At 46.0% G+C, this 12,565-nt stretch carries 13 protein-coding genes and 1 pseudogene; all 14 read left to right on the top strand.

Translation table 11 applies throughout. The annotated features are described in order from the left end of the window. Positions 1 to 131 precede the first annotated feature (131 nt). Complete coding sequence (ychF, locus tag OCV96_RS02185; RefSeq protein WP_022312568.1) at positions 132 to 1,229, top strand: redox-regulated ATPase YchF; 1,098 nt, start codon at positions 132 to 134, stop codon at positions 1,227 to 1,229. Between the two features lie 266 nt (positions 1,230 to 1,495). After that, positions 1,496 to 2,371, top strand: coding sequence for a prolipoprotein diacylglyceryl transferase (lgt, locus tag OCV96_RS02180; protein ID WP_118668725.1), 876 nt, complete (start codon positions 1,496 to 1,498; stop codon positions 2,369 to 2,371). Positions 2,372 to 2,670: 299 nt separating this feature from the next. After that, complete coding sequence (gene mraZ / locus OCV96_RS02175) at positions 2,671 to 3,102, top strand: division/cell wall cluster transcriptional repressor MraZ (RefSeq protein WP_262593426.1); 432 nt, start codon at positions 2,671 to 2,673, stop codon at positions 3,100 to 3,102. Between the two features lie 35 nt (positions 3,103 to 3,137). Beyond that, positions 3,138 to 4,067, top strand: coding sequence for a 16S rRNA (cytosine(1402)-N(4))-methyltransferase RsmH (gene rsmH, locus OCV96_RS02170; RefSeq protein ID WP_262593373.1), 930 nt, complete (start codon positions 3,138 to 3,140; stop codon positions 4,065 to 4,067). A 33-nt stretch (positions 4,068 to 4,100) separates the two neighbouring features. Then, positions 4,101 to 4,556: an FtsB/FtsL family cell division protein gene (locus OCV96_RS02165; protein ID WP_022312572.1), complete on the top strand. Its 456-nt coding sequence runs from the start codon at positions 4,101 to 4,103 to the stop codon at positions 4,554 to 4,556. 18 nt (positions 4,557 to 4,574) lie between these two features. Beyond that, on the top strand, positions 4,575 to 6,836 hold the full coding sequence (locus OCV96_RS02160; protein ID WP_262593372.1) for a peptidoglycan D,D-transpeptidase FtsI family protein: 2,262 nt from the start codon (positions 4,575 to 4,577) through the stop codon (positions 6,834 to 6,836). Positions 6,837 to 6,950: 114 nt separating this feature from the next. After that, positions 6,951 to 8,039 (top strand): annotated as a pseudogene (locus OCV96_RS02155) (peptidoglycan D,D-transpeptidase FtsI family protein); the annotation flags it as partial. A 117-nt stretch (positions 8,040 to 8,156) separates the two neighbouring features. After that, complete coding sequence (locus OCV96_RS02150) at positions 8,157 to 8,615, top strand: hypothetical protein (RefSeq protein WP_022312575.1); 459 nt, start codon at positions 8,157 to 8,159, stop codon at positions 8,613 to 8,615. A 16-nt stretch (positions 8,616 to 8,631) separates the two neighbouring features. Further along, positions 8,632 to 9,090, top strand: a complete 459-nt coding sequence (locus tag OCV96_RS02145) for a hypothetical protein (RefSeq protein ID WP_227063127.1) — start codon at positions 8,632 to 8,634, stop codon at positions 9,088 to 9,090. A 156-nt stretch (positions 9,091 to 9,246) separates the two neighbouring features. Then, the gene (locus tag OCV96_RS02140) at positions 9,247 to 9,882 is read left to right on the top strand and encodes a hypothetical protein (protein ID WP_227063125.1); all 636 of its coding nucleotides are present in this window, start codon (positions 9,247 to 9,249) and stop codon (positions 9,880 to 9,882) included. Between the two features lie 281 nt (positions 9,883 to 10,163). Further along, positions 10,164 to 10,688, top strand: a complete 525-nt coding sequence (locus OCV96_RS02135) for a hypothetical protein (protein WP_227063124.1) — start codon at positions 10,164 to 10,166, stop codon at positions 10,686 to 10,688. 33 nt (positions 10,689 to 10,721) lie between these two features. Then, positions 10,722 to 11,072 carry a DUF3846 domain-containing protein gene (locus tag OCV96_RS02130; protein ID WP_227063122.1) on the top strand — a complete coding sequence of 117 codons (351 nt, stop codon included), beginning with the start codon at positions 10,722 to 10,724 and terminating at the stop codon, positions 11,070 to 11,072. A gap of 358 nt (positions 11,073 to 11,430) precedes the next feature. Continuing rightward, a complete protein-coding gene (locus tag OCV96_RS02125) occupies positions 11,431 to 11,697 on the top strand; it encodes a recombinase family protein (protein WP_227063120.1) in 267 nt (88 codons plus the stop codon). Positions 11,698 to 11,701: 4 nt separating this feature from the next. Next, positions 11,702 to 11,953, top strand: a complete 252-nt coding sequence (locus OCV96_RS02120; RefSeq protein WP_178050114.1) for a hypothetical protein — start codon at positions 11,702 to 11,704, stop codon at positions 11,951 to 11,953. The last annotated feature ends 612 nt before the right edge of the window (positions 11,954 to 12,565 follow it).

Raw genomic sequence — 12,565 nt, 5'->3', positions numbered from 1 at the left:
TCGAAAGAAAAGTATTTAGGTGTTTGAAAAAAACACATATTATGCTATAATTTTAGATTATATTGTTCAACTAATAAACAGAAAGGCAAAAATTCCGTTTATAGAGGGATTTTTGAACGGGTAAAGATAAAATGAAGCTGGGTATCGTAGGTCTTCCCAACGTGGGAAAGAGCACACTTTTCAATTCCCTGACCAAGGCGGGAGCAGAATCCGCCAACTATCCCTTCTGTACCATCGACCCTAACGTGGGTGTGGTAACAGTTCCGGATGACAGACTGAAAGCACTGGGCGAGATGTATCATTCCAAGAAGGTAACTCCCGCAGTGATCGAATTCGTGGATATCGCAGGTCTGGTAAAGGGTGCCTCCAAGGGTGAGGGACTGGGCAACCAGTTCTTAAGCAATATCCGTGAAGTGGATGCTATCGTACATGTGGTAAGATGTTTCGAGGATCCTAATGTCATCCATGTGGACGGCAGCGTGAACCCTCTGCGTGATATCGAGACCATCAATCTGGAGCTGATCTTCGCAGATCTGGAAGTACTGGAGAGAAGACTGTCCAAGGTAGTCAAGGCAGCCAGAATGGACAAGACCTATGCCAAGGAGCTGGCACTGCTTGAGCGTATCAAGGAGCATCTGGAGAGCGGTAAGATGGCAAAGAGCCTGGATGTTACCGATGAGGATGAACTGGCTCTGTTAAAGGAATACAATCTGTTGACTTATAAGCCTGTGATCTATGCAGCCAATGTAGCCGAGGATGATCTGGCAGATGACGGTGCATCCAATGAGATGGTGGCAAAAGTAAGAGAGTTCGCAGCCGGTGAACACAGTGAGGTATTCGTGATCTGTGCACAGATCGAGGAAGAGATCTCCGAGCTGGATGATGATGAGAAGGCAATGTTCTTAGACGACCTGGGATTAAAGGAATCCGGTCTGGAGAAACTGATTAAGGCAAGTTATCATATCTTAGGTCTGATGAGCTTCCTGACTGCAGGAGAGGATGAGACCAGAGCATGGACCATCAAGATTGGCACCAAGGCACCTCAGGCAGCCGGCAAGATCCACTCCGATTTCGAGAGAGGCTTCATCAAGGCAGAAGTAGTAAACTACAAGGATCTGCTGGAGCAGGGCTCTCTGGCCGCTGCCCGTGAAAAGGGTCTGGTCGGCATGGAAGGCAAGGATTATGTAGTGCAGGACGGCGATGTGATCCTGTTCCGCTTCAACGTGTAATACTAAGATCCGCAATAGACAGATTACGAGACTGCTTGCAGGCAGAGTAATCTGTCTATTAGCGGATCAAACATACATGAGCAAGTAGGGCGACAGCCCGGAATGCGAATGTATGTGCCGGATTCGGGAGCGCAAAGCGCGGAGAAGCCGGATAGTATGGAGCCATGAGCAAGTAGGGCGACAGCCCGGAATGCGAATGTATGTGCCGGATTCGGGAGCGCGAAGCGCGCAGAAGCCGGATAGTACCAAGAAAGGAAATAAATATTATGATGAATGCAGGAGATATTGCATTTCCCCATTTAGGCATTTACCTGGAGAATGTTCCCAGAAGCTTTTCCGTATTCGGTTTCGAAATCGCCTTTTACGGCCTGATCATCGGAATCGGGGTACTGGCAGGCATTCTGATGGCGGTGCATCAGGCAAAGGTGACAGGAGAAAATCCGGATACGATCTGGGATTTCGCCATTTATGCCGTGATCTTTTCCGTGATCGGAGCCAGAATCTATTACGTGGTCTTTGCCTGGGACTATTACAAGGACAATCTGTTAAGCATCTTCAATACCCGTAACGGCGGTATGGCGATCTACGGCGGTGTGATCGGAGCATTCCTGACACTGCTCATTTACTGCAGGATCAAGAAGATCAACCCGTTCCGGCTGGGAGATCTGTGTGTGCCAGGGTTGATCCTGGGACAGATCATCGGCCGCTGGGGTAACTTTATGAACCGTGAAGTATTCGGGGAATATACGGACAGTTTTCTGGCCATGCGGCTTCCTATCGAAGCTGTGCGCAGCCGGGATATTTCTGAGAATGTAGCAGCTCACATTATCGATGGGACCAATTACATTCAGGTACATCCCACTTTCCTCTACGAGAGCCTGTGGAATCTGATGATCCTGATCCTTATGCTAGTGTACCGCAAGCACAAAAAGTTCGAGGGTGAGATCTGTCTGCTGTACTTCGGAGGCTATGGTCTTGGCAGATTCTGGATCGAAGGTATCCGGACAGATACCCTGTTTATCCCCGGAACGACCCTCGCCGTATCACAGGTATTATCCTTGTGCATGGTGATCTTCGCAGTGGTGACGGACGTTGTGGTACGTATCCGCCTGGAAAAACAGCCGAAAGTGGAAAAATATTAAAAATTTTTAAAAATTTATTAAGAATATCGAAACAGGAGCAAATACATAGATATTGTGTTTGCTCTTATTTTTATACCAGATATTGTAGCAAAAAGCGCCTTTGCCGTATGACAAGGCGCTTTTTTACGTGGAGCTGTCGAAAAAAGCCACTTGATTTCTCTTGTAAAATACCCTATTTTAGTATAAAATCATAATAAAAGTGGGAGAAAGTGGAGGTAAGTGCCACAAAGTGGTAGATTTTTAGAAAAATGACCTCCTTTTCGTGGCAGTCCCCTTTTGGATGAATGGTGGTGAGTGCGATGTTTATGAGCGAGTACAACCATACGTTAGATACGAAAGGCAGGTTGATCATTCCGGCGAAATTCCGAGAAATCTTAGGAGAGGAATTTGTGATTTCCAAGGGAATGGATGGCTGCTTATTTGTGTATGCCAACGATGACTGGAATGCTTTTGAACAGAAGCTGACCTCATTACCTCTGATCAATAAAGAAGCAAGACAATTTGCCCGTTTCTTCCTGGCCGGTGCAGCTACGGTAGAAGTGGACAAGCAGGGAAGAATCCTGTTGCCGGCACACTTGCGAGAATTCGCTGGACTGGAAAAGGACGTGGTACTGGTCGGCGTCGGCAGCCGTGTGGAGATCTGGAGCAAGGATAAATGGGAGAATATGAACTCCGATACCGATATGGATGAGATCACCAGCACCATGGAAGGACTGGGACTGACCATTTAACGGGTGAAAAACGTGACCGAGAAAGGATGACCGTCGTGGAATTCAATCATTATTCTGTGATGCTGCATGAGACCATTGAACAACTGAATATTAACCCGGACGGCATCTATGTGGACGGAACTTTAGGTGGAGGAGGACATGCCTACGAAGTATGCAGACGCCTGAAAAACGGACATTTCTACGGCATTGATCAGGATGATGCAGCAATCGCAGCAGCATCCGCAAGATTGCAGCCGTTTGGAGATAAAGTGACCGTGATCCGCAACAATTATGTGAATGCAGTGGAGGCCCTCAGAGAATATGGTGTCACCGGCGTGGACGGAATCGTGCTGGATCTGGGAGTATCTTCCTATCAGCTGGATACCGAAGACCGAGGATTTTCCTATCGGTTTGATGCCCCTCTTGACATGCGGATGGATCGCAGGCAGACCCTGACAGCGAGAGATATCGTCAACAATTATTCCGAGATGGAACTGTATCACATCATCCGGGATTACGGTGAAGATCCTTTTGCCAAGAATATAGCGAAACACATTGTGAAAAACAGGGCAGACAAGCCCATTGAGACCACCTTTGAATTAAATGAGATCATCAAAGCCGCAGTCCCGGCAAAGATGCGACAGAACGGACATCCTTCGAAGCAGACTTTCCAGGCAATCCGTATCGAATGTAATCAGGAACTGGAAGTACTGAAAAAGGCGCTGGACGAGCTGATCGATCTGCTGAATCCCGGCGGAAGGTTCTGCATTATTACCTTCCATTCCCTGGAGGACCGGATCGTGAAGAACGCATTCCGCAGGAATGAGAATCCCTGCACCTGTCCGCCGGAATTTCCGGTGTGCGTATGCGGTAAGGTCTCCAAGGGAAAGGTGATCACCAGAAAACCCATTCTTCCCAGTGTGGAAGAACTGGAAGTAAACAGCAGATCCAAGAGTGCAAAGCTCAGGGTATTTGAGAAAAAATAAAAGACTTTAGTAGTGAAAGCGGGGAGAAAGAGTATGGCACAGAGAAGAAGAGTAAGCAATACTCCTTACATATATGATAATACAGCAAGAGACTTACAGATCCGCAGGCAGATGGAGGAGCCTCGGAGACAACTGTCTCATGAGACAAGAAAAAACAGAGAAAAAGCAAGACATATGAGCATCGGCTACGTCACTTTTCTGATGGGAGCCCTGATCGCCTGCGCTGCTTTTCTGGTAAATTATATCCAGATGCAGTCAGAACTGACCACCAAGATCACAGAGGTGTCCAGAATGGAGAGTGAGCTAAACTCTCTGAAGCTGTCAAATGATGAAGAGTACAGCCGGATCACCAGTAATATTAACCTGGAAGAGATCAAGAGAATTGCCATCGGCGAGCTGGGAATGACCTATGCCACCGAGGGACAGGTGATTACCTACGCAAGTAGCAGCAACGACTATATGCGTCAGGCGGATACCAGCCAGAACTAAGTCTGGGAGGCAGAAAGCGTGAAGGAACAGAAGCCTAAGAAATTTTCCATAAAGATGCAGAAAAAACTTTTATGCCTGTATGCCCTGATCATACTGGCATTTATTCTGCTGTCTGTCCGACTGTCCTGGATCGTGAAAGCGGATGGAGCAACCTACGAAAAACAGGTTTTGTCACAGCAGAAATACGACTCCGTGACATTGCCGTTCCGCCGCGGAGACATCGTGGATACCAAGGGAACAAAACTGGCAGTCAGCGAGAAGGTATATAATCTGGTCATTGATTCCTATGTAATGTTAAGCCGTGAGACTTATCTGGAACCGACGATGGAGGCGCTGTCCGCAAATTTCCCGGATCTGGATATGACGGCAGTGAGACAGTATGTGATCAGTCATCCGGATTCTTCCTGGTATGTCCCTCTCAGAAGGCTGACCTATGATCAGATCAGCGGTTTTCAGGCGGCAGCACTGGAGGACAGCAAGATCAAGGGCGTCTGGTTCCAGGAAGAATACAAGAGAGTCTATCCCAATGGTTCCCTGGCGGCGGACGTGATCGGATTCTCCAGATCGGACAACGAAGGACAGTACGGACTGGAAGAGTATTACAATGATGTGCTGAACGGAACCACCGGAAGAGAGTATGGATATCTGAATGATGATGCCAACCTGGAGCGGACCATCAAACCGGCCGTGGACGGCAATACGATACACAGTACCATTGATGCCAATATCCAGGGTATCGTGGAAAAATATCTGAAACAATTCAACGATGAGCATAAGGATGCGGTACATCCCGGTAACGGTGCGGAAAATGTGGGCTGCATTATTATGGAGGTAAATACCGGCAACATTCTGGCCATGGCCAGCTATCCGACCTATGACCTGAACGACACCAGAAATACGGACGCCCTTTTGGGATCCCGTAAGATCGAGATGGTGACCAATGCCAACGGTTATGATGTTCTGACCAAGACAGATACCTATTTTACGCAGGAAGACATTGATGCCTTAACGGATGACGAATTGCTGGACAACCTGAATTACCTGTGGAAGAACTATTGTATCTCCACTACTTACGAGCCGGGTTCCACAGCAAAACCGTTTACTGTGGCGGCAGCACTGGAGAGCGGTGCTATCACCGGCAACGAGCACTATCAGTGTAACGGATCTCTGGAAGTCGGCGGACATACGATCAAGTGTCACAGCTATCGTTCCGGCGGTGAAGGAGATGTATCCGTACAGGATTCCATTGCCTGGTCCTGCAACGTGGCGCTGATGAAGATTGCAGCTACTTTGGGAAAAGAAGAGTTTGCCAAATTCCAACAGACCTTTAACTTTGGATTAAAGACTAACGTGGATCTGGCAGGAGAAGCGAGAACGGCAAGCCTCCTGTTCCCGGTGGATCAGATGGGCAGTGCCGATCTGGCTACCAACAGTTTCGGACAGAACTTTAATGTAACAATGATCCAGATGATCACGGGATTCTGTTCCCTGATCAACGGCGGTTATTATTATGAGCCGCATATGGTGGATAAGATCACCAATTCTAACGGCGCAACAGTGGAAAACATCGAGCCCAGAGTACTGCGTCAGACCATTTCCGAGAGCACCTCGGCGAAGATCAGACAGTACTGCCGGGCTACCGTAATGGAAGAGGGTGGTGACCGCAGAACCGGTAGAACCGCAAGACCTGCAGGCTACGCCATCGGTGGCAAGACCGGTACCGCAGAGACCATTCCCCGTAAAAACGGTGAGTATGTCGTATCCTTTATGGGATATGCACCGGCGGATGATCCCCAGATTGCTATCTATGTGGTCGTAGATCGTGCCAATGCATCACCGCAGGATGATGCGAAGTTCGCAACCGGTATTGTACGAAATGTTCTGACGGAAGTATTGCCGTACCTGAATATTTTCATGACGGAGGAGCTGTCTGAGAAGGAGATCCAGGAGCTGGCAGAAAAACAGATCGAGATCACCAATCAGTATACCCAGAAGCCCGAGGACGGTGAAGATCAGAATAACGGTGACGGAACCGGTGATGGACAGACCGGAGACGATCAGACGGGCAGTGGAGATGGAACCGGCGACGCTCAGGGCGGTGATAATACAACGCCTTCCGAGGATTGGAGAAATTATCCGGTGGATCCGGCCACCGGTTATCTGGTAAGCCCGATTGACGGTGGACTGATTGACCCTGTTACGGGAGCGGATGTCGGCGGCGATGATTCCCTGGGGGACAGCCCGGTCAACAATAATCTGCTGAACCAGCAGAATGAATAGTAAGGTAATCTGACGAATAGCCTCACAGCAAGAGCAATAAAATGTAAAAAGCTCTTGTTGTGAGGTTTTTTTATGGCAGATCATCAGAATCGTTTCTTTCATCGGAAGAAGATCATGACCATATTTTTCGTATGTGCGGCAGTGCTCTGCGGACTGTTGGGAAGACTATTGTATCTGATGGTATGGCGGGCGGAATATTATGAGGAAGCGGCCACAAGGCTGCACGAAAGAGAGCGCAGCATCAAGGCGGCGAGAGGACGGATTCTGGATCGCAACGGGGTCGTGCTGGCGGACAACAAGATGGTCTGTACGGTATCGGTGATCCACAATCAGATCGAGGAGCCGGAGCAGGTGATCGCCATACTGGTGAAGGAACTGGGAATCTCCGAGGAAGAGGCCAGAAAGCGGGTGGAGAAATATTCCTCCATCGAGCGGGTGAAAAGCAACGTGGATAAGACCGTGGGAGACCGGATCCGGGAATATGATCTGGCCGGGGTAAAAGTGGACGAAGATTACAAGAGATATTATCCTTACGGGGATCTGGCCAGCAAGGTGCTGGGTTTTACCGGAGGAGACAATCAGGGAATCATCGGACTGGAAGTGGTATATGAAGAGATCCTGCAGGGGGATCCGGGAATGATCCTGACGATCACGGACGCCAAGGGGATCGAGGTGGATACGGCAGGGGAGCGTCGGGTGGAACCGGTGCCGGGCATGGATCTTCGTATCAGCATCGACCGGAACATCCAGGAGTATGCTACACAGCTGGCGGCGCAGGCCTGTGCTACCAAGGAGGCGGACAGTGTTTATATAGTGGCTATGAATCCGCAGAACGGCGAGATCCTGGCTATGGTGAATTATCCGGAGTTTGATTTGAATGACCCTTATACCTTACCGGAGCTGACGGAAGTGAAGGAGGACGGCAGCATTGTGGCGGTGGACCCGGCCACACTGACGGCGGAACAGAAACAGGAAAAGCTGAATGCCATGTGGCGAAACGGCTGTATCAACGACACCTACGAACCGGGATCCACCTTCAAGATCATCACGGCCGCTGCGGGACTGGAGGCGGGAGTGGTGACCCCGGAAAGCACCTTTTCCTGCCCCGGATTTATCATCGTGGATGACCGTAAGATCCGCTGCCACAAGATTGCCGGACATGGCGGCCAGACTTTTGTACAGTGCATGGAGAACAGTTGTAACCAGAGGGTCTGGATCTGAGGTTGGGGTGCGAGTGGGGAGAAACGGGGAATTTCAAAACGGTGGTTTGTAATTTTGTGAATTAGGCGGTATAATAAATGAAAAGGAGAACGGTGAAGTATGGTTAGATTATATACCTCAGGCAAATATTTTAAAGACAACGAAATCATCATAGACAATGATTCTTTTTTTAATAACAATGTATCTGCAAAAAGCCTTTCCGAAAATTCTATTAAGGTCATGGAAGAAGTTGACCATGCAAAGCTATTGGATCAGAATATCGGGAAAATAGAAACTCCTTACGGCATTACTGGTATTCAGGACTTGTCAACGGGGTGCAAAACCATATTGAATTGCATTTTTCTGCAAGAGAACCAGAAGGTATACCCGACGGTCAGAGCGATTAATGCAACGGAATGCGGAAAGAATGCGTTAGAGCAGCTTTTCTGTTATATTGATAAGACTAATATGGACATAGGAATCGTCCTGGAGCATGAGGATGAAATATATGAATGCGGTAACAGAGAGTATTTGATCAACGATTCCGAAAGAATAACAGACTTACTTTTCATGGTGTAGTTTATGGGGAGGTAACATGCAACAGTGTTATGATTGGCAAAGCAATGTTTTGAAATTTACGGATGTAAACGGAAATAAATATAACTTAAAATTCCGGGGAAATAAGACCATAGTGCATGGGGATAGTGCAACGGGAAAATCTTTACTGTGCACTATGTTGAAAAGCTACATCAACGATAATAATAATGCCAGCTTTAAGCCGTATAATGCTGACAATATTTTTATTGTATCAAAGGATAATAAGGACAAGCTTTCCTTACAAAAGGGTAAGCTTATCATAATAGACAGAGCAGAGCTTATACTGGATGAACAGATGGTAGAAATTATCAATGCGGACAGAGGGTACAACAGATACCTGATATTTTTAAGAAAACCTATGGGAATCGAGTTGTCACCGAACTATTTCGGGACGTTGTGCAAGAAGGATGGGGAACTGCAGTTGGAATATGAGTGTTATGTACGGGGGTGGGCATAATTGTTGTATATCATTACAGAGGATTCAAATTCAGCCCGTGATTTCTGGCAATGTGTAGCCCAGACATTCAGATCTGTGGATTCCTTTCTGTTAGTATCATTTCCAATCGGGAGTGATGGACAGACTGCTTCGGGAAATACAACCTTAAAGGCGCAGGTGTTAGGCATATTTCCCAAATTGCAGGCAGGAGATAAAGTATTTGTAGCGGTTGACTGTGTGGCAAACAATACCAAAGGGTTTATTGCACATGACTTTGTGAAATGGGGAACCAGGCTGTGCATGAAAAAAGGCGCTGAGTTTGTTGCTACATCCTATTGGTGCTTTGAGGATCTGTACCTTTCCTATGACGAAGTCTTAGCGATGTACTTGAAGAACCCCGTGGCAGAAAATGTGGTCATTGCTGCATTACAGTATGTACATGATAATTTGCAAAATGGAACAGATTATTTTGATACCAGTCGTGAGATTCAGAACTTTATTGATTTACATAACAGCGCAGGAAAAAACAGAGAACACTTTGCAAACGAACTGCTGATGGAGGTAACAAGGGCATTAAAAGGGAACGGTCATTTTGCTATAACGAAATCAGTGGGAGCGTTCCGGAAATCGGCGGAATGTTGGTTGAGAGATTGCAGTGACATAAAAGAAAAAATGGCACAACAGCAAGTGATAAATATATGCGATAAAAAGTGTGAATACTGTTGTAAAGATAAGGGTACCGTAGATAAGCTGATAGATTTAGACACAAGATCCATTTGCAAGGACAGCGGTTACCAGCTTCAGCAGATTTGAAAAGGTGGATACAAGGAAAGCAACCTATTCCTGGCGAGAGGCGGTTGCTTTTTTTTGATGTTTATTTTTCTGAAATATACACCAAAATTGCCAGGGTCAAAATTGGTTATTTTGTAGAGGGCATGAGGCTTCTACATCATCACTAATCACCCTATAAAATCTCTGGCTATTCTCGCCACTGCCAAAACATTTTCCCAGCGTTATTGTATTAAATGTAAGGAGGACAGAAAAGAAAATGTCCGAAACAAAATAGTAAATGCGAAACGCAGGAGGAAAAAATTATGTGCAGAAAATTAGTAGTAACCAACGAGATCTTTTTAGGAACAAGAGCAATCTGTTATGAAGCCTACAGCTTACCCAAGGGGGAAGTCGTGGAACTGACAGAGAAGCAGATCAAAGATGCCTTGAAAGGCATTACCACGGATGAGGTTTATGGTCTGGAGTTATCCGAAGCAGGGGAACTGGTAATGGATAAAAAGACATTTTTCACCACCAACATGATGAAGAAAATCCACACCAACACTTTAATTCCTATGGTCGAGGAGGACTGTTTAGCCAACCTTTTCTATATTGTGATCGGTACACATAAGGAAAAGGGAAATACCATGTATGATGTGATTTCCTCCCGATATGAGAGAACCAGCTTCACGGAGGAAAAAGTAAAAACGCTGTTGGATATGCATATCATCAGTGCCGGGGCGAAACTGGAAAATGGTGCGGTAGTGGTGGCATCTTTGGAAAAACCAACAGCACCTGTGGCGGATGGAAAACAGAAAGAGGATAAGGAGAAGTCGGACACCCTGTAATGGGGTGTCCGTTTCTTTTCGGAGGGCAGCAGTATGAAAGTATATGGATACACGAAAGATAAGCAAGGAATCATGGAAATAGAAAATTCTCTCAAGGCAGAGCAGGCGTTTGTCGGAGGTCTGATAGAATGTACGGCGTTGACAGAAGAGATAGACCTGATCTGCAATGAAGAGGGGTGGCTGATAGGACTGGAACCGAGGGTGGCAATACCGGAGAGCGAAACGATCATAGCCGGGGATTGTTTTATCTGCCGCCATGACCGCAGAGGTAATTTTCAGAGCATCAGAGAGGAAGATATCCCCCTCATAGAATCAAAAGTACAGTACATCACTGAGGAAATGTTACTCAGGCTGGCTTTATTAAAATATTTTGGAATGCTGTAAGCAGGAGGTGTGAACATGGAGATAGAATTTATCATGCAGATTTTAAGTAATCAGTCAATGTTTAATTTTGCATGTTTTATGTTTATCTGTTGTGCATTCGTCTGGTTATGCGAGAAAGCCAGAAATTATATAATACGACTGATTCAGTATATAACAAAAAATATATAATTTTCAAAGGATCCTGCCTATGCAATTTGTAGGCAGGGTTCTTTTTGTTTCCAGACCAATTATCTGACAAAGGTGGTATAGGAAGTCAAATATTTTAATTTTATTTTTGATAGTTTTTCGGACATTTGACTGCATAGTGTTTGAAATGTCTGAAAAAGTATAGTTTTCAGGTGATTGGGAGGACAGGAACATGACAGATGCAGTAGAGAATCAGTATATTGAGATGGCGTATGCCAGAGTTAGTTCCAAGAATCAGACATTAGCAAGACAGGAGGCTTCGATTTTGAATGCGGTGCCTGATTTGAAAGCAAAGTATTTTTACAAGGATAAATGGACGGGAAAAGAATTTGACCGACCAGAGTATGGCAGGCTGAAGGAAAAGGTAGAGGAACTTACGGAAGTAAACCCTGACATCAATCTTCGATTGACGGTACGCTACCCGGAAGAGGAGGACTGAGAAGATGGCACAGAACACCACAAGCAATAGAGGATACGATGACACTGTATATATTCCCAGACAACAGCGTCTGCGTCCCATGATTTTAACGAGGAAAGTACAGCAGTTTTATCTGGTTTACCTGTGTTTCCCCGATGGCAGCGAAATGCAGATCGCCGCTTATATGATGCCAAACGATGGCAACTGGAGGGCGAATGATGCCTTTTATGACAGTCTGGTACAGATTTACAAAAAGCGGATCAGAGGTCTTTCATAACAATGCTTTCCCGGCAAGCCATGGTGCAGTAGTTCCATTTCTGTACCATGGCTTTTTTCTTTCAACACTTCTCAAGCATAAATCTTTTTATATTAAAATCCAATTTTCAAAATTTAATATAAATAACTGTCAAATGAGAAAAACGCAATTCCGATAAAAAATATTTTTGTGAAAAATACAGGAAAATTCCTGAAAAAAGTTAGGTGTGCGGAGAAAAAGAAAAGTCAGTGTCTGAAAAATCCGTTTATCACCTTTTCCCGACTGGTTAGTAATTTCCCCACCCATCAAAACCTACACCCATCTACCATGTGATTTTTTAATCGCAGACAAAGCAAAAAACAGTAATAAAGCATTTCAGAAAAATATTTTCAAGTTTTCCACGCAGCATTTCCATGAATCCACCAGCACCATCCGAACAAGTGGTGAAAGCACTGTGAACCACAGGAGCCAATCTGTCATGTGACCCGACATTCTCATTTTTGGAAGTAGTAGACCATTTTCAGACTGGTTGTTAGTTTTCTAAAGCGCAATAGTCACTTATTTTCCTCCGCACTGACCTTTTTTCAATTTTCACCCTGATACGTTCATCGATTTCTCCACAGCGTTCCCCCT

Source organism: Waltera acetigignens, assembly GCF_025567015.1.
GTDB classification, from domain to species: domain Bacteria; phylum Bacillota; class Clostridia; order Lachnospirales; family Lachnospiraceae; genus Acetatifactor; species Acetatifactor acetigignens.
Note: the sequence above shows the minus strand (reverse complement) of the source record. Positions and strands in the feature narration are given on the sequence as shown.